Genomic DNA, 24,052 nt, shown 5'->3' with positions numbered 1-24,052 from the left:
CACTTTATTTGATGAATTTTAATAACTATGCGATTTTATCGCATCAGTACTAATGGCAAAAAATACATCATCCGATAAAACATGAAACACCGCTTGTTCACCCTCCTTTTCTTGCAACTGGTGTCGTTGGCGCTCTTTGCCGGCACCGTAACCACTTACCCCGCCCCATCGGGTGCGCCCCAGAACGACGACTTCACGGTGCGCGTCCGGGCAACGGGTGGCCTCTGGCAAACGGTCGACACCTACGCATGGAACGTAGACCACACCAACAACGGTCGCCACACCATCGAGAAATCGTCGGTGGCCTACTTCGATTTCACCGACAAGGTCGAGGTGGAAGTAACGTGGAACAAGGGCGACGTGAAGACCGCTCGCATCCGTCCGTTGTCGAAAAACATCGCTACGGCCCTCCACGGCAACACCGTTTGCTTCTCGCTCGACCGTCCGCTCGACCTCTCGGTGGAGGTCAACGGCGACACCTACCATAACCTGCAGCTCTTCGCCAACGCCGCCACCCCCGTCTACAAGAACGCCGGGCAAGTGGCCAAGGCCTTGGGGATGAAGAAAAAAGACGTGCTGTTTTATGGTCCCGGCTATTACGACTTGGGCAACGATTCCATTCGTGTGGGCAGCAACCAAGTGCTCTATGTAGCCGGCGGCGCTTACATCAAGGGCTTCGCCTCGGTATGGCGGGCATCCCACGCCAGAGTCATCGGTCACGGCATTGTCAATCCCGAGCGCCAGCATGAGGGCATCATGGTCAGGTATTCTACCGACGTGGTGGTCGACGGTCCCATCACCACGCAGATTCCTGTGGGCGGAAGCGAGCGTGTCAGCGTGCGCAACGCCAAGGTCATCAGTTGGTATGGGTGGGGCGATGGCATGAATGTCTTTGCCAGCAACGACGTGAGCTACAACCACGTGTTTTGTCGCACAAGCGACGATTGCTCCACCATCTATTGCACCCGCAAGGACTACCACGGCGGATGCCACAACATCAGCGTGACAGACGCCGTGTATTGGGCCGACGTGGCCCATCCCATCATGATTGGCCTGCATGGCGACATTGAGCGGAATGAGGTCATCGAGCAGGTGGTGTACGACGACATCGACATCCTTCAGCAGCGCGAGAAGCAGATTGATTACCAGGGTTGCATCGCCATCAACAACGGCGACAACATCACCGTGCGCAACATGACCTTCCGCAACATCCGCATCGACGACATCGACGAGGGCATGCTCTTCAACTTCCGCGTGTGCTACAACCGCAAGTATTGCCACGCTCCCGGTGGCGGCATTCACGACATCACGCTCGAGAACATCAGCTACAACGGCTCACACGCCAACCTCTCTCTCCTGACCGGTTACAACGAACAGCGCACCCTCAGCGGCATCCACTTCAAGAACCTACGCATCAACGGCCAGCACATCCACGACAAGATGCCGGGCAAACCCGGTTGGTACAAGACGTCCGACTTCGCCCGCATCTTCATCGGCGAGCATGTGGGGAACGTAACCTTCGAATAGGTCGGCCCACGGGGCGCCTCTCCCTGTGGTTGATAATGATGGCAAAGGGCCATTCCCGTCGGCTTTCGGCAGGAATGGCCCTTTGCTGTTGCTGTGTGGGGGTCGCCCCCGAGGGATTCTTATTTCACCACAAACTTCTTACCGCCACGGATATACACACCGGGCTGGGTGGGCTTGCCGACGCGCACGCCCTGCAGGGTGTAGACGGCTGGGTTGCCGACGGTTGTTGTGAGGGTGGGCGCCTCAATGCCCGCCGCCTCCTTTCGTTCCTCGTAGAGGTAGGGCAAGAGGTTGCCGTCTTGCTTGTTGGCGGCATAGTTGCCAAACGACTTAAACTGGCCGCTATACATGATGATGTTGCCCGAGTCGGTGGCCTTGAGGGTGTAAGTGCCGTCGGTGTTGGCGGTGGCGTGCCACACATCGGCGTCGGCAAGCGACGTGGTCGGGGTAAACGAGCTGTAGGTTCCCTCTTGGTAATAGTAGCGTCCTTGGCTGTCCTTGATGTAGAATCCGCCATTGGCCTCTTCAAAGGTGTAGGCGTCGTTGTCGGAGGTCAGGCGGATCTTGCCGTCCTCATCCATCACGCCCTCGGTGTAGAGGTAGCCAAACTTCTTGCCATTGGCGAGCGCCACAGGCTTGGCGGCGTAGAGCCCGCTGCCCGTGCCAGCCACCATGAGGTAGCGCTTGCCAGCCGTGGGCTGGGTGCCTTGCAACTTGGCGAACACATAGCCGCCGGCCACCTCGGTCGAGTCGTCGGGAGTGGGAGGCGTAGGTGGCGTAGGCGGATTGAAGGAGCCATAGCGGTTGTCGTTGGTGGCGGTGGTAATGGCATTGGCGGGATCGAACGCCACGTCAACACTATCGCCCCACACATACTCGGCGAGGTTGGGATAGTCCACAAAGAGGTTGCGGTTGTTCTGTATGCCCCACACGGCGTTGTTGCGCGCCGCCTCCAGGCTGTCCACCTTGTCCTGCTTGCTCCACTGGCGGTAGAGCGTCGTAGCCCATGTCTTCATTCCGGGGTAGCCCGATGCATTGTCTTCCATGGTTTGCAGTCCGGTCTTCACATAGGTCAGGTTCGAGTAGGTCACGGCCATATACATGTATCCGCGCGCAAAGTCGCCCTTGTAGCGGTCGCCGGGCTCCCATGCCTTGTCGGTGCTGCGGCCCTTGCCCACCTTGTCGTAGCCCACCTCCTCCGACGTGGCGTCGGTCACCACGTCCATGGGGTAGTTGGCCTTCTCGCCATTGGCCTTCGAGGCCGACGGATAGAGGTTGTAGAGGTCCTTGTAAGCTTGGTTTTTGGTTCCTCCCCACCAACTCTTCGGGAACGAATGTTCAATGTTCATTCCGCCAGGGGCTTCGCCTCTCTTTCCAAAATAGAACACGTCACTGCTGTATCGGTTGATGACCTGATTGGTCTCCGGGTCGCGGTCGGTGACGTAGAAGCCCCACCATGTTCCGGCATTGCCCGATCCATACGACAACACTTTCTTTCCGTTGTTCATCAGTTGGTAGAGCGCCGTCTTCAGCTCCGCCTTCTTCTTGCCCTTGAGCGACGAGGCATACTGCGCCAGTTGCTCACGCGTGATGGCGTGGGCCGTACCAGCCGTGAGGGCCATCAAGGCCACAAGTAATAATGCGTAATGTCGTTTCATATTGATAAGGTATCTAATAATATTCATTCTTCCTTAATAACCCATTCGTTGATGGTTCGCTGCTCACTCGAGAAGTTCACCCCAATCTTATACAACCGCTTCCCGTCGGCCGAGTATGGAATGAGGTATCCCTTGTTGTCTATTTGCCTCATGGCCTCCTCTGCCGATCCGTCGTATTTCAGTTCGAACACATACACCGCCTCCGGCATGTGAACAACGGCGTCGGCCCTGCCTATGGCGCTTTCCTCTTCCACCCGCATGTGGGCTCCCATCAAGTTGAATATCAAGTAGAACACCGTTTGGAAGTCGCGTTCGTTCTTGTTACTCAAACGATTGGAGATGCTGGCAAGAAACGCCTTCAGCCTTACCATCGCTCCTTCAATGTTGCCCTCGTAGAGCTTTTCCAACAAGTCGCCCACCACGCTGCTGTTGTCGAGTTGCACCGGCGAGAGATAGTTGGGCGCGAGGTTCTTGAGCATGCCTGTCTTCACCTCTTTGTTGGGATATTCCAGGGTGTACCGATGCAGCAAGGGATTGAATTTCTTGATCGTGAGGTAGCCACTTTGGTAGAGCAGCGGAAGCGCCGACACCATTTGCTCGGGCGACACATTGAAATCGTCCACATCACAACTCTTCTTTTCTATATCCATCACATTGACATGATACTTCTGAAGGGTCTTGATAAGGTAAGTGGGTGTGCCCGATCCATACCAATAAGGTGCAATTTTCTGCGCGTTCAAAGCCTTCACCAAACTGAAAGGGTTAAACACATCCTCCGAATGTTCGCTGAAATGATAGCCGTCGTAGTAACTTCTCAACTCTTCCAGGCACGCCTCATAGCTCATGCCAAGCGCCTCGCCGAGCGCTTGCACATCGGGCTTCATCGCCGTAGTAAGCTCCGTAAGGCTTATGCCGCAGAGCGCCGAATATTGGTCGAACATGCTGATGTTCTCGAGGTTGTTCAGCTCACTGAAGATGCTGAGTTGCGAAAACTTGGTAATGCCAGTGATGAACACAAACTCCAGGTGCGGGTCGAGCAACTTAATGGGGCTGTAGAAGTTCTGCATGGTTTGGCGAAGCGGCAGCAGGTTCTCTTTCTCGTGCACCACGTCGAGCAGCGGTGCGTCATACTCGTCGATGATAATCACCGCTTTCCGCCCAGTTTGCTCATGCGCCTTCTTCACCAGGTCTTTCAACCGTATGTTAGGGTCTACCTTTTGGCTTTTGTATCCATACACGGCCTCCTGGTCGTCGAGCATGTCGGAAAGGTAGCGGTCCAACTGTTCCTTGTCCATGTGCTTGGCTCCGCTCAGGTCAAAATGGAGCACGGGGTATGCGTTCCATTCCTTCTCGTAATCGGCGATGGCCAGCCCATCAAAGAGTTCTTTCTTGCCGGCAAAATAGGCATGGAGGGTAGAGGCAAAGAGCGACTTGCCGAATCGTCGGGGCCGACTCAGAAAGACGTAAGACATCTTCTTTTTCCTGAAGTCTACGATATACTTTGTCTTGTCGACATACAGGTAATGGTCTTCGCGAAGTTTCTCGAAGGTCTGAATGCCCACAGGATAATAATTAACAAGTCTTGCCATCATCTACTTTAGCTTATTTTCTTACTTATCGTCTTCCAGCCATCCCTTCTCCACAAAGAGCTCGTAGAGGGGCAATGCCAAGGTCTTGGCGTCGGGATGGGGCGCGCCCGTTGTCCCCTTAGCCCTGAGGTCGAAGAAGTGGTTCCAGTCGGACACGAAGGCCGTGTGAACCAGTTCGGTGTTGGCATCGAGCGGCAGCACGGAGCGTGCCTCCTGCGGCTTGCGCCCTGCCCCGATGAGGTTCATGTAGGCGCGCTCGGCGGCGGCGTTGGCGAAGAGCCAGTTCTCTATGTCGGTCGCCTCGCCCGTGGCCACCTTTCGTGCCAGTTCCACCAGCTCGTCGCCGGCTATGTCGATGTGGCCGCTGGCCATGGCCTCGGCCGCGTTGCCCTGTGGCAACGTTGTCACAAACTGGGGCAGGTTAATGCCAATCTCATTGTCGAACTTATCCTTCGAATAGTTGCAATAGCGGGTCGACTGCTCGGCCATCGAGTTGGCGCGGTGGCGGTTAAACTCGCGCGTGATGGAGATCTGGGTGGTGAAATGCACGGTGACGCGGCGCTCGTGGTGGGGCGTGGGCTCGCAGAGCCATCCGAGATCGTCCATCCACTGGTTCTCCGCCAGCACCCTGAGGTTGGTGGTGATGTAGGCCACACCGTCTACGACATGGGTGCGCGAGAACTTGTTGTCGCAGTAGCGGGCGTAGGCGGCAGCCTCGTCGGCATGTGCGCCATCCGTGGCCACGCGCAGGCACACCGTTCCATGCTCGAGCATGGCCAGGTGGCCACTCTTCAGCATGCGCTCCACGAAGGGGCGCGCCGAGTTGGGCGTGCAGTGGTCCTCACTCTTGTAGCACACGCGGCCCACACGTTCTACCTGTCGGTAAATGCCGTCTATGCCTGGGCCTTGTGGCCATATCTCGAATTGGGGTTGTATAATTTTCATGCGTATCGTTTTTGTAGAATGCAAAGGTAGCGCAAACAAGCCGAATAGCAAAAGAATAAGGCTCGTTTTTTGCTCATCCCACGATATATGCTTACCTTTGCGCCCAGTCGATGGGTGTGGTTCGCACGGCCCGCCGCATCGTCACTGAGCAATGAATGATATGGACGAATCAACAAGTGTAGACCTGCTTGAGCGCCACGGCATCAAGCCCACGGCCAACCGCATCGTCGTGGTGAAGGCCTTGGCGGCAACGGAGCATCCCGCATCGTTGTCGGAACTGGAGCAGCGCATTGTCACCATCGACAAGAGCGGCATCTTCCGCGCCCTCGTCATCTTCCGCGAGCACCGCCTGGTGCACCAGTTGGAGGATGGCGATGGTGGGGTGAAGTATGAGCTGTGCCAGGCCCACCACAACCACGACGGCGAGGACGACGACACGCATGTGCATTTCTACTGCGAGCGTTGCCACCGCATCTTCTGTTTCCACGACACACCCATCCCCGCGGTGGCGCTTCCCGAGGGCTACGCGGCCCACACCGTCAATTACATGATCAAGGGCATCTGCCCTGAATGCAGGAGGAGGCCATGATCGACGCTTCCGCATTTCTGAGTGCGCTCATCGGCTGGTACGAACGCCATGGGCGCGACCTGCCGTGGCGCCACACCCACGACCCCTACGCCATCTGGCTCAGCGAGATCATCCTCCAGCAAACGCGCATCGCGCAAGGCCAGGCCTATTGGGAGCGGTTCATGCAGCGCTTCCCCACCGTGCAGCAGTTGGCCGAGGCGTCGGAGGATGAGGTGCTGAAGCTCTGGCAGGGACTGGGCTATTACTCCCGTGCGCGCAACCTACATGCCGCAGCAAGGCAGATTGTGGCGCAAGGCCGCTTTCCCAACACACTGGCCGACATCCAGCGGCTCAAGGGCGTGGGACCCTATACGGCTTCCGCCATCGCAGCCTTCGCCTTCAACCGTCCCGCTGTGGCCATCGACGGCAACGCCTACCGGGTGTTCGCCCGCCTGATGGGCATCCACACACCCATCAACAGCAGCGAGGGGCAACGCGAGTTCCGCATCGTGGGCGAGCGCCTCTTCGGCCTCAACGACCATGCCACCACCATCACCCACCAGGGCGAAGCGCCGTGGCGAACGGCCAACTCGGCGCTCATGGACCTGGGAGCCACCCTCTGCACACCGCAGGCGCCAGCATGCCCGGAGTGTCCTCTGGAGAATCAGTGTGTGGCCTACCACGCCCACCTCACCGATACGCTGCCCGTGAAGCAGAAGACCGTGAAGAGCCGCACGCGCCACCTCGCATACGTATGGGTGCGGTGCCAAGGCCATGTGGCGCTGCATAGGCGTGGGGAGGGCGACATCTGGCAGGGGCTGTGGGAGCCGTTGGTCTACGAGGATCAACCTGTGCCCACCTTCCAAGGCCAACTCACGCTGCTCAGCAAGGGCGTGCGGCACGTGCTCACCCACCGCGTCATCATCGCCGACTTCTACCTGCTCAACACCGACAAGCGCCCCGCCACACCCGACGGATACGTGTGGGTCAACGAGGAGGAGGCCACCGAGTATGCCGTGCCGCGTCTCGTGGAGAAATTGCAAGAGATGGTGGAGCGAGGGAAGTGTTAGGAGTTTTGGTGAAAAAAGTGTGTCGCGATTTTGGGTGAAATAGAGCGCGGAAAAATCATTTTTGCCCTTTCCAAACGACAAAAATGTGACTTCCGCTTGCGGCAAGGCACCTTTCGACTTGCGAAAGATGCCTAACCGAGCCACCGCTTGGCGTCTTTCGCAATGCCGATGGGCATGTTTCGCAATGCGAAAGATGCCTAACCGCAAAGCTTCTTGTAAAACATGGAGTGCTAAATGTTGAAAGCAAAACACAACGTGCTGAATATTAGGCGTTTGCGTAAATACGCTAAGAATCGCGTATTTCGGCCAAATATTTCCGTCGTAGAAAAGAAATGTGTAGTTTTCACTATAGGTTGTTGACTTCTTTCCGTTTCATTCTATTCGCCCCACCCTATAAAAAGAGCTCCTATTTCGAGATGAAACCCGAAATAGGAGCTCTTTTTATAGAGGTGTGGGGGCGGCGCACGCCGAGGATAGCGGGGCGTTACCTTACGATCTTCAGGCTGCGCGACGACCCGTCGGCACGCATCTCCTTGCGGATGAAGATACCATGGCTCTGCGGGGCGTTGGCACCAAGGCAGGTGCCATCAACGCTATAGTAGGTCACGCGGGTAACCTTGGCGTTGGCGCTGCTGCCAGTGCCAGCCTCGGGCAAGGCGATGGCGGTAGCCGCCTCGATGAGCGCACGGTTGTCAATGGGCTCTATGCCTTGGCGTGTGGGGGTTACGCGGTTGATGCGACCTTGGTCGTCGAAGGTCAACTTATCCACACACACCTCACGGTGCACACCGGGACTGTCGTTGAGGTAGCGCTTGTTGATGCGGTGGTACACGATGTACCAATCGTCGGTGCCGGGCACGTTGACCACTGAGTTGTGGCCTGTGCCATAGATCTGCTGACTGGGATCCTGAATGAGGACGATGGGGTTGGCCGCCACTTCGATGGGACCGGTGGGCGACTTGGCGGTGCCGTAGGCCACGTGGTAGTTGGCGGCGCCAGTGTCGTCGACGCTCCAAAGGAAATAATAGATGCCGTTGCGATAGAACACATAGGTGCCCTCGCGGTAGGCGTAGTCGGCGAGCGACCCGCCGCTGGGCGTAAGGGTGTACTCATCGCCCACGGTCGACATCATGTCGTCTGACAAGAGGCGGTAGTGCATCTGCCCGTTGCCATAATAGAAATAGGTCTGTCCCGACTCGGGGTCGGTAAACACGTCGGAATCGATCATCTGTCCACCCTTCGTGGTCGACACGATGGGCTTGGCGGATGCCTTGAAGGGACCGGTGGGATTGTCGGCAACGGCCACGCCAAGGGTCTTGGTGTTCAGGTTCTTGTTGTGTCCGCTGAAATAGAAGAAATACTTCCACTTGCCATCCATCCATTTCTCCTCGATGCAGGGCGCCCATGCGTTGCCTGTGGCCCACGACACATCGCCACCGCTCTTGAGGTTGAGAATGGTGCCCTCATTGGTGAAATGCACGAGGTCGGGACTTGAGAACACATCGAAGAAAGAGCCGCCCCAGTGGGGATAACCGTCACTGGTGGGATAAACATAGAAGCGACCTGTCTTGCGCGACGCCAGCACCTCGGGATCGGCATGGAAGCCGGGGAGGATGGGGTTGCCGTTGACCTCAACGGTGACGGCGTAGGTCTTCGAGGCGGTGCCGTCGCTCACGGTGTAGCTCACAGGGCCCTGGGTGAAGTCTTGTGGACCTTGCGGTGTGACGGTGGCGCCAAGCGACACCTCCAGCTGTGGGTCGTAATGGCTGAGATCGGTGCCCTGCTCCACGGGGATGAAGGCCGATGTGCCGGCGATGGCCACGTTCTCCTGCTTCACGTTGACATCAGCAGCTCCCTGCAGGGCCAGCGTGGTGGCCGCGACGGGCGGGAAGGCGGCCAAGAGGGCCTCCGTTTCCTCCTCGGTGATGGGGATGACGGTGCCATGGCGCGGTGTGAAGGCGCCACTGGTGGCGGTGTTTTGCACAAAGTTGAAGGTGCCCAGATCGGAGCTCGAGCAGAACTGGTAGTGGCCCGATGTGTAGCAGTCGTACATCAGCACCCACTGGTCTTGGTTGATGAGCTTGAACACGCCAGCGCCCTCCACGGCCTCGTTGGTCTGCTGGAGCGTGGGCGACGGTGCCGACCACTGGCTGCCCAGCGGGGCACCCTCGGGGGCGGTGAGCGTGCGCGCCGTTACCTTACAGATGCCGCCCAGGTCCTCGTTCTTGAAGAAGCCATGGTAGAGCGAGTCGGCCTCGTTGTAGACGATGTCCATGTCGATGGTGGCCGACCCACGGTCGTAGAGGTAGGTGGGCTCACCCTCAAGGTCGCTGAAATCGGCGTTGGCGTAGCAATAATAGTCCTTGTCGTAGGGAATGGCTCCGTCGTTGGTACGCAGGGAGAAATAAACCATGTACTTCTTGGCCTGCGGGTCCCAAATGGTCTCGGGTGCCCACACACGCGTGACGTTGGCAAACTGTGTGCCCACATACTTCGTGGGGAAATGCACGGTGTGGTGGTCCCAATGGATGAGGTCTTTCGACTTCATGAGCACCAGTCCGCGGTTGCTGCTCCATCCGAGCGCACACTTCATGTCGGTGACGGCCATGTAGAACCATCCATCCTCGCCACGCAGGATGTGGGGGTCGCGCAGGCCGCCCATGATGGTGGTGGTGTCGGCCTTGAGGAACGCCTGTCCGTTGTTGAGCGGCGTGTAGTTGTAGCCGTCCTCCGAGATGGCGTAATAGAGGTTCTCGTTGTCGTTGCTGGGGAAATACACAAAGAGGTAGTTCTTATACGGCTCGTGCTGGTGGATATAGACGTCGAAGGTCTTGGTTTGACGCAGTTGTCCGCGTAGCAGGGTGGCCGTGAGGGTGACGTGGTGCTTCTCGGTGGCCGACGACTTCAAGACGCGGCCTGTGTTGGAGAGCCACTCCGTATCGGCCGACTGCCAGGTGATGAGGGTTCCCATGCGGCCCACGGTGGGCAGCACCAGTTGGTCGTAGAGGTTGTTGCGCTTGTTGGGCAGCGTCAGGTTCTCGAGGTCGTAGGCCAAGCACTCCTCCTCGGAGAGATTGGGCACGACCGACACGTCGAACGTTTTCTCCGCACGTGCGTTGCGCAGGGTGAGGTGGGCGGTAAGCGTAGCTGTGGCCTCCTCAGCGCCATAGGGAGGACGCGTGATGACGCCATCGGCCGTGATGACCGACGCATGGCTGGTGGTCCACTCCACCGTGGCGCCCTGGTAGGTGGTGGGCAGGTCCACATTGTCGATGAGGTGGTGCAGGTCGGGCATGGTGAAGGTGGCCAGCAGGGCCTCATCCTCGATCTTCTGCAGCGAGTCTTTGCGCGCCTGCTCGAGCGAGTCGATGTAGGCGTTCATGGCCTCGCGTGTGGCGTCGTTGCGAATGGCCGCGAGCTCTTTGGAACTGATGTCGTAGTTCCACAACTTGAAGTTGTGGTACATGGCGCCCTTGAGCGGCTGGTCGCCGGCATAGCAGCTGCGTCCAAGGTAGTTGTTGACCAGCTCGTTGAGGTCGGCGGGTGTGATCGACACCTTAGCTATGCCCGCTCCCGAGCCATTGATGTTGAGATACACGCGACCGTTTGGGCGCATCACAACCGCCAAGTTGAACCATCGGCCAAGCTTGGGCGTCATGGTGGCGCGCGCCTTCAGCCCCTCCTCGCCAGCGTAATTGGTCTTGGTGATGGCATAGCGCTGTCCCTTGGCGGAATAGAAGAGATAACCCGCCGACGACGAATGGGCGAAGCACCAAATGAAGTTGCCATTGCGGGCGGTGTCGGTGGTCTCTGGGATAAACACATCGGTGGTGATGGAGAATGCGCTGAGCTTGCCCAGCGCCTTGCCAAACTCGGCACCGAGATCGAAGTAGCCTCCGTCGTCGCCAAGCGCCAGCACAGGCTGTCCGGCAAAGGTGGTTAGACGGGCACCGTCCTTCAGGCTTCCCGTGTAGGCGCCATGGCTGCTGGCCGTCGTGGAGAAATCAAAGGTTACCACAGTGCTATCGCCCTCGGCAGCCCATAGCGAGGCCACACCGAGCAACAGCAGGGTAAACGTCGTAAATAATCTATTCATAAGCGTTTTAGTGATTATAGCTATACCTATTAAAAATAAACCTGATTACATGATAATAACATCGAAGTGGATGCAATTATTATAATAAATACGAAAAAACAGCATTTTTCACGCGTAAGATTTACCTCCCGAAAATAAATGGCTACCTTTGTGGCGACTAAAACAACTCGTATGAAAAATCTATTCCTTACAGCCCTCATCGCGGCCTCATCGCTCACGACCCAGGCACAGAACCCCGTGAAGGGCGATTACGGCTACCTATATTGCCACATGAGCGACCGTGGAGAGTGGACGGCCTATGCCGTGAGCCGCGACGGCTACCATTACCAGGACATTCTCGACGGAAACCCCATCTTCGACCCGAAGAAGCATGCGCGCATAGAGGGCGGCACACGCGACGCCTACATTACCCGCGCATGGAACAGGAAAGGCTATGTGATGGTGACCACCGACATGTGTGTGGCCAAGAGCCATCAGTGGGACAACTACGGCATCGACCTGCTCCGCTCAAAAGACCTCATCAACTGGGCGTCGGTGACGTTCGACTTCCGCAAAGGCATGGCCATCTTCTGCGACGGGCAGACGGCCAAGAGTCCGTACAAGGATTGGTCGACCATCAACCGGGTGTGGGCGCCGCAGGTGTTCTGGGACCCCAACTATGTATGGGAGAATGGCGAACGCGGCGGATACATGATCTACTACTCCATGCTCAACCGCGCAGAGGAGGCCTACGACCGCATGTACTACAGCTACGCCTCGAAGGATTTCACCCGTCTGACCACACCTCGCCTGCTCTTCGATTGGGGCTACGCCACCATCGACGCCGACATCAACCTGCTCGCCGACGGCAAGTATCACATGCTCATCAAGAAGGAAGGCGGAAAGCCCGGCATCTACACGGCCGTGTCGGACCACCTGACCTACGGGTGGGGCGAACCCGTGGAGCACGACTATGTGAGCTTTGAGGGCCACAAGAAATGTGAGGGATCGAGCGCCTTCCAACTCATTGGCGACAACACATGGCGCGTGGCATACATACAATATAGCGACAGGCCCAAGCACTACCGCATCTGCAAGGCCGACGAGAACCTGCGCAACTTCCACGACCCTGTGGACATAGAGGGCGTGACGGGACCGCAGCACGGTTCGTTCATGCGCATCACAAAGAAGGAATATAAGCGCCTGCTGAAGCTCAACGACAAGAAGCGATAAGCTTCCAGCGCGCGCCACCCCACCCCGCAGGCACCCGTCGCACCATTGGAGGACGGGCGCCTGGGGGAAAAGCGAGACTTCTGCCCATAGCCTACGGCAAGGGGCGAAGAATGAAAAGGTTTGCAAATAGTTTGCAAAAAATTTGCAAGGATGAAAAGAAAGCAGTAACTTTGCATCCGCTTAAGTGATAGGCCGTTTGGCCGCTTAGGCTCTTCTGAAACATCTGTCGGCATAGCTCAGTTGGTTAGAGTATCACCTTGACATGGTGGGGGTCCTTGGTTCGAATCCAAGTGTCGACACTGCGAAGAGCGCATCTCTATCGCATTTTCACACAATCATATCCTTTAATACACATGCGCTACGGCGCCTTTGCTGATTGCCCGAACGGAAGGGCTGTCAGTTTTTTTGTGTTTGCCGTAACGATGGCGCATCGCCCCCACCCTCCTTGGCGGGGAGCCGAAAGCGCATAACAAGCTTCTACCTTGGGGGCACAACAATAAAGCCTCGCCTACAGGAATACGACCTGTTGGCGAGGCTTATGAGATTTTGTCACCGACGCTTGTCGGTGGGCAGTATGGGTTATCCCACCTGGCTGCCCGGCTTCACTTGGTCGAACGTGGTGGTAACATGGAGCGAACCATCGGCATCTACTGCCGAGAGAATCATGCCCTGGCTCTCGATGCCCATCATCTTACGCGGAGCGAAGTTGGCCACGAAGAGCACATCCTTGCCAATGAGGTCGGCGGGATCGTAGAACTTGGCGATGCCCGAAAGGATGGTGCGGTCGGTGCCGCTTCCGTCGTCGATGGTAAACTGCAACAGCTTGTTCGACTTCTTAACCTTCTGGCAGTCCTTGATGTGGCCGACACGGATGTCGAGCTTCTCAAAATCATCGAAGGGCACATTGGCCTTCACGGGCTCGGCCTTGTAGCTCTTGGCGGCCTCAGCCTTCTCGTTGGCCTCCTTGGTGGCGGCCAGCTTATCGAGCTGCTTCTGGATCTCCTCGTCCTCAATCTTCTGGAAGAGCAGGTGGGGCTCAGCCAACTGGTGGCCAGGCTTCAGCAGGTCGGTGCGACCGAGCTGCGCCCAGTCGAACTCGGGCATGTCGATCATCTCGCGCAGGCTCTTGCTTGAGAAGGGCAAGAACGGCTCAAAGGCAATGGCGAGGTTGGCCACCAGCTGGAGCGAGATGTAGAGGATGGTCTCCACGCGCTTGGGATCGGTCTTCCAAACCTTCCAAGGCTCACACTCCGTGATATACTTGTTGCCGATGCGTGCGAGGTTCATGGCCTCCTTCTGGGCCTCACGGAACTTGAAGTTGTCGAGATACTGCTCCACCTTCTCCTTCACATCCTTAAACTCGTCGATGGCGTGCTTGTCGACCTCCAGCAACTCGCCACACTCGGGCACCACGCCGTTCCAATACTTCTTGGTGAGCTGCAAGGCGCGGTTCACAAAGTTGCCATAGATGGCCACGAGCTCCGAGTTGTTGCGCTCCTGGAAGTCGCGCCAAGTGAAGTTGTTGTCCTTGGTCTCGGGCGCATTGGCCGTGAGCACATAGCGCAGCACGTCTTGCTTGCCTGGGAAGTCGACGAGATACTCGTCGAGCCACACTGCCCAGTTGCGTGATGTGGAAATCTTATCGTTCTCGAGGTTGAGGAACTCGTTGGCCGGAACATTGTCGGGAAGGATGTAATCGCCATGGGCCTTGAGCATGGTGGGGAAGATCAGGCAGTGGAACACGATGTTGTCCTTGCCAATGAAGTGAACGAGACGGGTCTCGGGATCTTGCCACCACTTCTGCCATGAGCCCCAACGCTCAGGATCGGCGTCGCAGAGTTCCTTGGTGTTGCTGATGTAACCGATGGGCGCATCGAACCACACATAGAGCACCTTGCCCTCGGCTCCCTCTACGGGAACGGGAATACCCCAATCGAGGTCGCGTGTCATGGCACGGGGCTGCAGGTCCATGTCGAGCCACGACTTGCACTGGCCGTACACGTTGGAGCGCCACTCCTTATGACCATTGAGGATCCATTCCTTCAGCCAACCCTGGTACTCGTTGAGCGGGAGATACCAGTTCTTGGTCTTGCGCACCTCGGGCTTGGCACCGCTGATGGTGGAGTGCGGGTTGATGAGCTCCATGGGAGAGAGGTCGCTACCACACTTCTCACACTGGTCGCCATAGGCGTTGGGGTTGCCACAATGAGGGCACGTGCCCATGATGTAGCGGTCGGCGAGGAACTGGTGGGCCTCAGGGTCGTAGTATTGCTCGCTCTCCTGCTCCACGAGCTTGCCATCCTTATAGAGCTTGCTGAAGAAATCGGAGGCAAACTGATGGTGGATTTTCGAAGTGGTGCGGCTATACACATCAAACGAGATGCCGAACTCGCGGAACGAGTCCTTGATGATCTTGTGGTAACGGTCGCACACGTCTTGCGGCGTGATGCCCTCTTTCTTGGCACGTATGGTGATGGGCACGCCGTGCTCATCGGATCCACCGATGAAAACAACGTCCTCCTTCTTCAGGCGGAGGTATCGCACATAGATGTCTGAAGGTACATATACACCAGCCAAGTGACCGATGTGAACACCACCGTTGGCATAAGGCAAGGCGGCAGTGACAGTGGTACGCTTAAATTTCTTTTCTTCCATCTGTTATAGTCGTTGATATTAATATGGTGCAAAATTACTAATTTTTATTCAGTTATCTGCCATCACATGTTGTTAATTTGTCAGAAAAACGGTTCGCACAATCGTGGAAGAACGGGCCGAAGCCATGGGCGCCAACCACCACATCGCAAAAAACATGGGGGCGAGGCGATAGAATTATAGGCGATTCTACCGTCTACAAGCGGATTTTTTTGTAACTTTGCAGCCATCTTTTGAGAGAACAAAACATATTGTAATATGGGAGGATTCTTTGGAACCATCGAAGTGCGCAGCTGTACCAACGACTTGTTTTATGGTACAGACTATAACTCGCACTTAGGCACCAAGCGTGCCGGCCTTGTCACATTGGATAAGGAAAAGGGCTTCTGCCGCTCCATACACAGTTTGGAGAGTAGTTATTTCCGTACGAAATTTGAGGATGAACTCGACGACTTCGAGGGCAACGCTGGCTTGGGAGTCATCAGCGACACCGACCCGCAACCCATCATTGTGAACTCCCACCTCGGGCGTTACGCCGTGGTCACCGTGGCCCATATCCTCAATACGCGCGAAATTGCCGACGAACTCTTGGCAAAGCACATGCACCTCAGCGAGATGTCGGCCAACAACATCAACCCTACAGAGCTGGTGGCCTTGCTCATCAACATGGGTGAGACGTTTGTGGAAGGCATCAACAACGTGTTTCGCAAGGTGCGCGGATCGTGCTCAATGCTCGTGCTCACCGAAGACGGCATCATCTGCGCTCGCGACTTCCTGGGCCGCACACCCATCGTCTTAGGACGTAAGGAGGGCGCATGGGCTGCCACTTCCGAGTCGACCGCATTCCCCAACCTCGGCTACGAAACGGTGCGCGACCTCGGACCAGGCGAGATTGTGCGCATCAAGGCCAATGGCATGGAGGTGCTGCAAGAGGCTGCAACCCGCTGCCAGGTGTGCTCATTCCTTTGGGTGTACTACGGATTCCCGACGAGCGACTATGAGGGTATCAACACCGAGGATGTGCGTGAGCGCAATGGTAAGATCATGGGCGCAAAAGACGACACCGAGGCCGACCTCGTTTGCGGCATTCCCGACAGTGGTGTGGGAACGGCACTGGGCTACGCCGAGGGGCACGGCATTCCCTACAAGCGCGCCGTGCTGAAGTACACACCGACATGGCCTCGCTCGTTCACACCGAGCAACCAATCGCGACGTAGCCTCGTGGCGAAGATGAAGCTCATCCCCAACCGAGCCATCCTGAAGGGAAACCGTGTGGTGTTCTGCGACGACTCGATTGTGCGTGGCACCCAGTTGCGCGACAACGTCAGCACATTCTTCGAGTATGGAGCAAAGGAGGTGCACGCCCGCATCAGCTGCCCACCGCTGGTCTACGAATGCCCGTTCATCGGTTTCACCTCGTCGAAGAGCGTCATGGAGCTCATCACACGCCGCATCATCCAAGACTTTGAGGGCGATAGCGAGAAGGATCTCGACAAATACGCCACCACGGGCTCACCACAGTATGAGCGCATGGTGAAGGAGATTGCCCGCCGACTGGGCCTGTCATCGCTGAAGTTCAACACCATCGAGGATCTCGTGGAGAGCATCGGTCTGCCCAAGAGCAAGTTGTGCACCCACTGCTTCGACGGTTCAAGCTATATGCCGCAGGACGCCGACAAACAGCCCGCGGAGTAACATCGCATCAAACAACCCTAACGAGAGGCGCTGCCCGAGGACGTTTTCCAACGCCTTGTGGCAGCGCCTCTTGCATCATCCCAAACCGAACGGCAACAAAACCACACAACAACACAATGTCATGACGAAAACTATTGTTTTGGCCTTGGCGCTCACGGCGAGCACCTTGGCTTGCCAAGCGCAGGCGCGCTACAACCACAAACAGATGCAAACCGAACGCATCGGACGGGGCGTGGTGGCGTTCCGAAGCGGACAGAAGGTCGTAGTGTCGTGGCGAACGCTACCCGGCGACAAGCGCCATGAGGCTTTCAACGTGTACCGAAACGGCGTGCGCCTCAACGCCAAACCGCTGAAGAAGGGCGGCACGTTCTTCGTAGACGACGCGCCCTTGCAACAGGGGGCCACCTACAGCGTCAGGGGCGGCGGACACGACGGGGCGTTCACCCTGCCTGCCAACGCGCCCGACGGCTATCTGGCCATTCCGCTCACACCACCCACCACCACCGATAGCATGGCGCTATGGCCACGGCGCAAGCAACCACGGCGACCCATGCGGGGCGAGCAAGGCGCCAACCGTCAGGACAACGCACCGCAAACGTTGCGCAAGGTGCCCGTAACCTACTCGGCCAACGACGCCAGCGTGGCCGACGTGGATGGCGACGGCGAGTATGAAATGATCCTGAAATGGGAGCCGAGCAACGCTCACGACAACTCACAGGCGGGCTTCACATCGCCCGTATTCATCGATTGTTACCGTCTCGACGGCACACGCCTGTGGCGCATTAACCTTGGGCGAAACATCCGAGCCGGCGCGCATTTCACCCAATTCCTGGCCTACGACTTCGACGGCGATGGGCGGGCCGAGGTGATGATGAAAACAGCCGACGGAACCATCGACGGAACAGGGCGCACCATTGGCGACCCAGAGGCCGACTGGCGAAACCAGGAGGTGGGAACGGCACGATACGGACGTGTGATGAGCGGCCCCGAATACCTGACGGTGTTTAACGGACTGACGGGTGCGGCGATGAAAACCGTGGACTATGTGCCCGACCGGGGACCACGCGACTGTTGGGGCGACGACCACGCCAACCGGTCGGATCGCTACCTGGCGGCACTGGCCTTCCTCGACGGCAAACGGCCATCGGCCGTGTTCTGCCGAGGCTATTACACGCGAACCACACTGGCAGCATGGAACTGGGACGGCACAAACCTCAGCCTGAAATGGTACTACGACACCCACCCGCAGCCTCAACAGGTGGCGCTCACCGATAGCCTGGGACTCGTGAACAGAGCCCGACCGGCCGACGGAGGACAAGGAAACCACAACTTGCGAGTGGCCGATGTGGACGGAGACGGCAAGGACGAGATTGTGTATGGATCGCTGTGTGTGGACCATGACGGCAGCACACTTTACAACACGGGGTTCGGACATGGCGACGCACTGCACCTCGTGGCGGTGCCAAAGACCCACAAACTATACATCTGGGACGTGCACGAAAACCGTCGCGACGGATCGGAGCTACGCGATGCGGCAACAGGACAAGTGGTAATGCAGCGCAAGGCCAACTTCGATGTGGGGCGTGGCATGGCGGCCGACATCGACTCAACACACTACGGACCGGAGGTGTGGAGCGCCAATGTGCCACTGACTTCGCCTTTCGACAAGAAAGAAGCGAAGAAAAGAAACGCCCCCAACGAGAACACGCAGGGACAGGAGGTGGACTTCAGCGACACAAGGAGGCAGGCCAAGCACCTGTCGTGCAACTTCGCCATCTGGTGGGACGGAGGACTGACGCGCCAACTGCTCGACCATGAGACAGTGACCAAGTATAACCCAGCAACACAATCGATGGATGTGGTACAGCGATTTGATGGACGTTTCAACAATGGAACGAAGTCGAACCCATGTCTATCAGCCGACTTCCTGGGCGACTGGCGCGAAGAGGTGGTGGTGCGCAACGAAGAGAGTACGGAGCTACGCATCTATGTTTCGCCCATTCCCACCAACCATCGGGTGGCCTGCCTGATGACCGACGTGCCCTATCGAGAGAGCGTGGCGGCAGAGAACGTGGCCTATAACCAACCGCCTGAGCTGGGCTATTACCTCGGATCCGACGGAAAATAACAAGGTGAAAGCGAACCGTTCGATTCCTATCAAACAACCAAATAGACATTTGATTATTACCCCAATCGGTCATTAGATTTTAACCCACAATCCCCGGACAAGCACGATGCTCGTCCGGGGATTGTGGGTATAAGGGCCTGGTTGGGCCCAACGCGTAGACAGATACTTCGCAGGGATTACAGGCGAACCACCTGGAAGGTCTGTGCGGGAATGGTCAAGGTGAGATTGCTGCCGTTGGCCTGAAGCTCGCTCTCCTTCGGCACCACATTGTTGGGCTGCTCAAGCGAGTTGGTGGCCTGCTTGTCGTCGGCGTGGAGCGAAATAACCTGGGCTGTAGCGAGGTTCTTGGCGCCCTTGAAATTGAGCACAACCTGCTTCGGCTGGTCGCTGGCATTGGCTATCTTCACTATAAACTTCTTGGTGGGCTTGTCGTAAACGGCGCTGGCATAGAGACCATCTTCGCCCTCAACGGGCTTGCCGTTCTCGGTGAGCTGCAACACGTTGGTACCCTTATAGGTGCCATAAAGCATCTGAACATACCAGTTGACCGAGCGCACACTCTTCAGGTTGTCGAACCAGATGAGGTCGGGACGCCATTGCCAGCCATCAACATGGGCGAAGAGCGGAGCGTAAGTGCACTGCCAAACAACGTCGGCGTTGCGCTCAAGGCCTGTCATGAAAGCGGCCTCAGAGAGTGCGGCCTCCCAATTGTTCTTGGCTACCGTGGGCTCGCCATCCTTGCCGGCGACGTGTGAGGCATATTCGCCAGCGAATACCTTCGGACCCTTACGGTCGTAGTTGTCGTAGCGGCCGGCGTTCTTCAGGAACCATCCGGGAGGACAATAGTAGTGCTCATCCACCAAGTCGACATTCAGCTTACGCATCTCCTGCCAACCATAGTCGAAGTCCTTGCCACCGGCTGTCGGACCTGATGAGCCACAAATCTTGATGTTGGGATACTTGGCACGGATCTGCTCCACGAACGGCTTGAGGCGCTCAGGATACATGGGGCCCCACTGCTCGTTGCCGATACCAATCTGCTTGAGGTTGAAAGGCTTCGGATGACCCATGTCGGCACGCAGTTTTCCCCATTTGGTCGTCACGTCGCCATTGGCAAACTCAATGAGGTCGAGGGCGTCGTCGATGTAGGTCTGCAGGTCGTCGACCGCCACATGGGCGTTCTTATCATTGTCGCCATTCTGATACTGGCATGCCAATCCACAGCTCAACACGGGCAGAGGCTCGGCGCCAATCTTCTCGGCCAACAGGAAATACTCATAGAAGCCCAGTCCGTAGGTCTGGTAATAATTGGGGTAGAGACGGTGAGGGAAGGTGTAGTTCCAGCGGTTCTCGTTGAGCGGACGGTCCTCAGCTGCTCCAACCGAGTGCTTCCACTGATAGCGCGTCTCCAGGTCGGTGCCCTCCACGATGCAACCGCCAGGGAAGCGGAAGATGCCCGGATGCAGGTCCTCAAGATCCTTCACGAGGTCGGCGCGCAGGCCGTTCCAGTTATCGCTGGGGAAGAGGCTCACGTGGTCGAGGTCGACCGCCTCGGCGCTCTCCAGGAAGATGCGCATGAGACCCTTCGCCACGGTCTTGTTAGACTTCAACTGGACGGTGTACTTCTGCCATTTGTTGTTGCCAATGGTGATGCTCTTTCTGTCGATGGGAACATCCTGATCGTCGACAATCTCCACACGAATCTTCGCCTCCTTGCCCTGCAAGTTGTGCAAGCGAGCATAGACCGTGAAGTCGTAAGTCATGTCTTTCTTCAAGCCCATGCCGAAGAAGCCACGATTCTCAAGGCCGGTAACCTTCTGGTGATGGCCAGCGCTCTCAAGCGTTACGTAGTGGGGGTTGCGGTCGAAAGCAGGCTTCACGTCGCTCACGGTGACGTTGCCGAAGGTGCCCCAACCCATCAGGCGGTCGGGGAACTCAAAACTGCGGTTCTCAACCATCTCTGCATAGAGACCGCCATCGGCTCCAAAGTTGATGTCCTCGAAAAAGATTCCGTACATGGTTGACTGTACGGGTGCGCCCGGCTTGGTGTTTACCGTGAACTGGTGTTGCTGGGCTTGTGCGCCCAATGACATCATCAGCGTGGCGGCCAGGGTCGTCAGGAATTGTCGTTGTTTCATGATTTGTATGATTATTACGGTTGTTTTGTATAGTAGTTAAGCCTTTTTCGCTCCACACCCTATCGCCTATAATAGAACGAAAAGAGGCGCATCGCGCAACGACTTGTTGTTCCATGAGAAGCGGTTCATCGCCTATCGCAATGCGAGTTGTTCCCCCTTGTAAAACGGCAGATTTCCCATCGCGAAGGGGCTCATCACTCTTTGTGAAATGACTCATCACCCATTGTGAAATGACTCATCACCCATTGTGAAATGACTCATCACCCATTGTGAAAGGGGGTGTCGTCCATGGAAACGTTAGGTGTTGTTAAGTTTTTAAGTGTCAAAGAGGCCCCTTTGGACTTCTTTTTGCAAAGATAGTGCAAATCGAAGACAATACAAAATAAGCGGGCTTGTTTTTTCATATTGACGACCGGCAGAGAGCATGGATAGCCAAACGAGTAAGCCCCTTCGACGACCCCTATAATAAAACACTGAATAGTAACATCTTACAGTAGGGTGGACTTCCATTCGGCGAACACCCATGGTTTTATCAATGATGATAGACCGTCTATCCGATGCTGGAATCGCACATTCCAACGCCTGTCTTACCCAAAGACACAAAAAAAATCCACCCCAAACGAGGTGGATTCTCTATTGCTTTTTTTCTTCGATGGTTCCCTTTTATAACTTTTTGAAAGCCTCGAAGATTTTGTCGGCGGTGTCTTTCATTTCCTCATCGCTCAACTTAACGTGCTTCTTGAAGTCGACATCGGCCTCGTTGTTGATGGGGAAGAGGTGGATGTGAGCGTGGTTCACTTCCAACCCAAGCACCACCTGAGCCACCTTTTTGCAAGGGAAGGCAGCGCGGATGGCCTTGGCCACTTTCTTGGCAAACACCTCGAAGGCGGCCAGTTCGTCGTCTTCCATGTCGAAGATGTAGTCGGTTTCTTTACGCGGAACGACCAGTGTGTGGCCTTTCACGACGGGGTTGATGTCGAGGAACGCATAGAAGCGGTCGTCCTCGGCGCACTTGTAGCTGGGTATTTCGCCAGCAGCAATTTTGCTGAACAGTGTAGCCATAGTCTTGTGTGGTTTAATGTTGTTGATTCAGGGGTTGCTTGTGTGGCGCCGATTAGGCGTCGATGCTAATCTTGTCGATGCGCAACTTGATGACACCGCTGGGGATCTTGATCTCCGCAACGTCGCCCACCTTCTTGTTGAGCAAGCCTTGTGCAATGGGGGTCTTGATAGAAATCTTACCCTGCTTCAAGTTGGCCTCATTCTCACTGACGATGGTGTAGGTCATCTTCTTGTTGAGTCCGAGGTTGGTCATCTCAACCTTCGACATGATTTGCACGGCGTCGGTTGAGAGGCGGCTCATATCGACGATCTTGGCTTGGGCAAGGGTCATCTTCAGGTTGTTAATCTTCTCTTCCAAATGAACTTGTGCCTCTTTGGCGGCATCATACTCAGAATTCTCACTCAAGTCGCCCTTATCGGCAGCCTCAGCGATGGCGGCAGATGCCTTGGGGCGCTCAATAGCCTCTAAATGATGGAGGTCAGCCACGAGCTTATCGTAGCCTTCTTGCGACATATATCCCATAATGTTTGTAATTATTAGTTGTTTCTCAATTTAGGCAAGGATAAAACGAAAAGAATTCCGACATCCTTTTCAATGTCGGAATTCCGTATCCTTGAAGTCTTTTCTATATCAATTGTTGCAAAGGTAGGCATTAATTTCCATAATGCCAAATATTTACGTGAAAATAATTTTTCCACGATCAGAGCCGATTACTGCACTTCACCCGTTTCGAAATTGATTTTGAAACTGTCGCGATACTCAAAGACGCACTGTCCGTCCTTGAACGAAACAGGGAAAATGATGGTCTTTGTGCGAGGCAGGTCGGGATCCATCCATCGGTCGCCAACATAGAGATAGGTGGTTTGCTTGGTACCCTCCACCTTCAGGATGGCAGCGGCCTGTGTGCCAAAGGCCCTGTTGTCGCCGATGTTCTCCAAGGGAGTCCATCCCTTGCGCAGGTTCTTCGTGACGCTTAGCTTGCACTGGTTGGGTGCCCATCCGGTACAAGCCGACGACAGCATGTAGTAAAGGCCATCGACGCGAACGATGGCGGGAGCCTCGCGGCGTTGTCCCTCCATGAGTCGGGTGTGCTTTTTCACGCTCAAATAGTCGGACGAGAGGCGGAACAACCCCAAGTCGGTGTTCTCTGTTGTGGTAGAGATGAAATAGGCGGTGCCGTCGTTGTCTACAAAGACATTGCAGTCGCGACTCTTCACGCCCAATGGCCGGCCGCTCCACTGCAAGCGGTAAGGACCCGTAATCTGGTCGGCCACAAAGCAGGCTGCCTCAGAGGCCGCATAATTATCGCCCTCCCAATGGCACCAAACAACATACTTGCCTGTCTTCTTGTTGTGCAATATCTTGGCACGCTCAATGAAGCGTGTCTTGCCCAACTCGGGCGTGGTGACGCCGTTCTCGATGATCTTTCCCATGAAACGCCAGTGCTGCAGGTCCTCGCTGGCATAGAGATTCACGTCAGGGTTCCATGAGTTGGCACGGTCCTCGCCCACCATGTACCACGTGTTGCCTTCCTTCAGGAAGCCTGGGGCATGCGCCTGAACCACATTGCCATCGGTGTCGTACCACAGTTGGCCGTTGGTGATGGTGGTCCATCCGTCGGCCATCATCGTCATGGCGCAAGCAAAGAAGGCCATGATAAGAATCAATCGCTGTTTCATCATAAATCGATTTGTGTTGAATGTTATTGTAT

14 protein-coding genes, 1 tRNA gene and 2 pseudogenes are annotated in these 24,052 nt (G+C 56.3%); 7 read left to right on the top strand and 10 right to left on the bottom strand.

All coding sequences use genetic code 11. From position 1 onward, the window contains the following. Window positions 1-81 precede the first annotated feature (81 nt). On the top strand, window positions 82-1,527 hold the full coding sequence (locus WKK33_RS08245) for a glycosyl hydrolase family 28 protein (protein WP_337933309.1): 1,446 nt from the start codon (window positions 82-84) through the stop codon (window positions 1,525-1,527). 119 nt (window positions 1,528-1,646) lie between these two features. Here the strand turns inward: WKK33_RS08245 and WKK33_RS08240 are convergent, their stop codons facing one another. The 3 genes from WKK33_RS08240 to WKK33_RS08230 are packed head-to-tail and all read right to left on the bottom strand — an operon-like array spanning window position 1,647 to window position 5,719. Beyond that, a complete protein-coding gene (locus tag WKK33_RS08240; RefSeq protein WP_337933307.1) occupies window positions 1,647-3,185 on the bottom strand; it encodes an endonuclease in 1,539 nt (512 codons plus the stop codon). Window positions 3,186-3,208: 23 nt separating this feature from the next. Continuing rightward, window positions 3,209-4,777, bottom strand: coding sequence for an ATP-binding protein (locus tag WKK33_RS08235; protein WP_337933305.1), 1,569 nt, complete (start codon window positions 4,775-4,777; stop codon window positions 3,209-3,211). An 18-nt stretch (window positions 4,778-4,795) separates the two neighbouring features. Then, complete coding sequence (locus tag WKK33_RS08230; RefSeq protein WP_337933303.1) at window positions 4,796-5,719, bottom strand: FAD-dependent thymidylate synthase; 924 nt, start codon at window positions 5,717-5,719, stop codon at window positions 4,796-4,798. Between the two features lie 160 nt (window positions 5,720-5,879). On the opposite strand from WKK33_RS08230, the gene WKK33_RS08225 reads away from it, so the two are divergent. Continuing rightward, window positions 5,880-6,308 (top strand): transcriptional repressor, encoded by a 429-nt coding sequence (locus WKK33_RS08225; RefSeq protein WP_215759074.1) that lies wholly within the window; start codon window positions 5,880-5,882, stop codon window positions 6,306-6,308. After that, window positions 6,290-7,357, top strand: a complete 1,068-nt coding sequence (locus tag WKK33_RS08220) for an A/G-specific adenine glycosylase (RefSeq protein ID WP_337933301.1) — start codon at window positions 6,290-6,292, stop codon at window positions 7,355-7,357. The genes WKK33_RS08225 and WKK33_RS08220 overlap by 19 nt, the downstream gene beginning before the upstream one ends. 715 nt (window positions 7,358-8,072) lie before the next feature. Here WKK33_RS08220 and WKK33_RS08215 read toward each other — a convergent pair. Together WKK33_RS08215 and WKK33_RS08210 are read right to left on the bottom strand one after the other, a co-directional pair. Next, a pseudogene (locus WKK33_RS08215) lies at window positions 8,073-8,978 on the bottom strand (family 43 glycosylhydrolase); the annotation flags it as partial. Between the two features lie 1,197 nt (window positions 8,979-10,175). Further along, window positions 10,176-10,652, bottom strand: a pseudogene (locus WKK33_RS08210) (immunoglobulin-like domain-containing protein); the annotation flags it as partial. A gap of 972 nt (window positions 10,653-11,624) precedes the next feature. Here WKK33_RS08210 and WKK33_RS08205 point away from each other — a divergent pair. Together WKK33_RS08205 and WKK33_RS08200 are read left to right on the top strand one after the other, a co-directional pair. Next, entirely contained in the window at window positions 11,625-12,665 is a 1,041-nt protein-coding gene (locus WKK33_RS08205; RefSeq protein ID WP_337933299.1) for a glycoside hydrolase family 43 protein, read from the top strand. A 225-nt stretch (window positions 12,666-12,890) separates the two neighbouring features. Then, a tRNA-Val gene (locus WKK33_RS08200) sits at window positions 12,891-12,964 on the top strand. Window positions 12,965-13,244: 280 nt separating this feature from the next. Here the strand turns inward: WKK33_RS08200 and metG are convergent. Beyond that, window positions 13,245-15,320, bottom strand: coding sequence for a methionine--tRNA ligase (gene metG / locus WKK33_RS08195; RefSeq protein ID WP_337933298.1), 2,076 nt, complete (start codon window positions 15,318-15,320; stop codon window positions 13,245-13,247). A gap of 255 nt (window positions 15,321-15,575) precedes the next feature. On the opposite strand from metG, the gene WKK33_RS08190 reads away from it, so the two are divergent. Then, the gene (locus WKK33_RS08190) at window positions 15,576-17,012 is read left to right on the top strand and encodes an amidophosphoribosyltransferase (RefSeq protein ID WP_337468237.1); all 1,437 of its coding nucleotides are present in this window, start codon (window positions 15,576-15,578) and stop codon (window positions 17,010-17,012) included. Window positions 17,013-17,133: 121 nt separating this feature from the next. Then, window positions 17,134-19,140, top strand: a complete 2,007-nt coding sequence (locus tag WKK33_RS08185; protein WP_337933297.1) for a rhamnogalacturonan lyase — start codon at window positions 17,134-17,136, stop codon at window positions 19,138-19,140. Window positions 19,141-19,316: 176 nt separating this feature from the next. Here WKK33_RS08185 and WKK33_RS08180 read toward each other — a convergent pair whose 3' ends face one another. The 4 genes from WKK33_RS08180 to WKK33_RS08165 form a co-directional block, all read right to left on the bottom strand. Beyond that, window positions 19,317-21,278: an alpha-L-arabinofuranosidase C-terminal domain-containing protein gene (locus WKK33_RS08180; protein WP_337933295.1), complete on the bottom strand. Its 1,962-nt coding sequence runs from the start codon at window positions 21,276-21,278 to the stop codon at window positions 19,317-19,319. A 663-nt stretch (window positions 21,279-21,941) separates the two neighbouring features. Then, window positions 21,942-22,340, bottom strand: coding sequence for an HIT family protein (locus WKK33_RS08175; protein ID WP_215759079.1), 399 nt, complete (start codon window positions 22,338-22,340; stop codon window positions 21,942-21,944). Window positions 22,341-22,392: 52 nt separating this feature from the next. Then, complete coding sequence (gene greA, locus WKK33_RS08170) at window positions 22,393-22,863, bottom strand: transcription elongation factor GreA (RefSeq protein ID WP_178871189.1); 471 nt, start codon at window positions 22,861-22,863, stop codon at window positions 22,393-22,395. Window positions 22,864-23,051: 188 nt separating this feature from the next. Further along, window positions 23,052-24,023 carry a family 43 glycosylhydrolase gene (locus tag WKK33_RS08165; protein ID WP_337468239.1) on the bottom strand — a complete coding sequence of 324 codons (972 nt, stop codon included), beginning with the start codon at window positions 24,021-24,023 and terminating at the stop codon, window positions 23,052-23,054. Window positions 24,024-24,052: the final 29 nt, after the last annotated feature.

Origin of the sequence: Hallella sp. (assembly GCF_037460745.1) — a bacterium.
In the GTDB taxonomy this organism is placed as follows: Bacteria; Bacteroidota; Bacteroidia; order Bacteroidales; family Bacteroidaceae; genus Prevotella; species Prevotella faecis.
This window is presented reverse-complemented; position numbering and strand designations above follow the sequence as displayed.

Coding starts and splice junctions, on each gene's coding strand:
- WKK33_RS08175 (WP_215759079.1), bottom strand. CDS start 22,340: ATGGCTACACTGTTCAGCAAAATTGCTGCTGGCGAAATACCCAGCTAC.
- WKK33_RS08240 (WP_337933307.1), bottom strand. CDS start 3,185: ATGAAACGACATTACGCATTATTACTTGTGGCCTTGATGGCCCTCACG.
- WKK33_RS08205 (WP_337933299.1), top strand. CDS start 11,625: ATGAAAAATCTATTCCTTACAGCCCTCATCGCGGCCTCATCGCTCACG.
- greA (WP_178871189.1), bottom strand. CDS start 22,863: ATGGGATATATGTCGCAAGAAGGCTACGATAAGCTCGTGGCTGACCTC.
- metG (WP_337933298.1), bottom strand. CDS start 15,320: ATGGAAGAAAAGAAATTTAAGCGTACCACTGTCACTGCCGCCTTGCCT.
- WKK33_RS08225 (WP_215759074.1), top strand. CDS start 5,880: ATGGACGAATCAACAAGTGTAGACCTGCTTGAGCGCCACGGCATCAAG.
- WKK33_RS08235 (WP_337933305.1), bottom strand. CDS start 4,777: ATGATGGCAAGACTTGTTAATTATTATCCTGTGGGCATTCAGACCTTC.
- WKK33_RS08180 (WP_337933295.1), bottom strand. CDS start 21,278: ATGAAACAACGACAATTCCTGACGACCCTGGCCGCCACGCTGATGATG.
- WKK33_RS08190 (WP_337468237.1), top strand. CDS start 15,576: ATGGGAGGATTCTTTGGAACCATCGAAGTGCGCAGCTGTACCAACGAC.
- WKK33_RS08165 (WP_337468239.1), bottom strand. CDS start 24,023: ATGATGAAACAGCGATTGATTCTTATCATGGCCTTCTTTGCTTGCGCC.
- WKK33_RS08245 (WP_337933309.1), top strand. CDS start 82: ATGAAACACCGCTTGTTCACCCTCCTTTTCTTGCAACTGGTGTCGTTG.
- WKK33_RS08220 (WP_337933301.1), top strand. CDS start 6,290: ATGCAGGAGGAGGCCATGATCGACGCTTCCGCATTTCTGAGTGCGCTC.
- WKK33_RS08185 (WP_337933297.1), top strand. CDS start 17,134: ATGACGAAAACTATTGTTTTGGCCTTGGCGCTCACGGCGAGCACCTTG.
- WKK33_RS08230 (WP_337933303.1), bottom strand. CDS start 5,719: ATGAAAATTATACAACCCCAATTCGAGATATGGCCACAAGGCCCAGGC.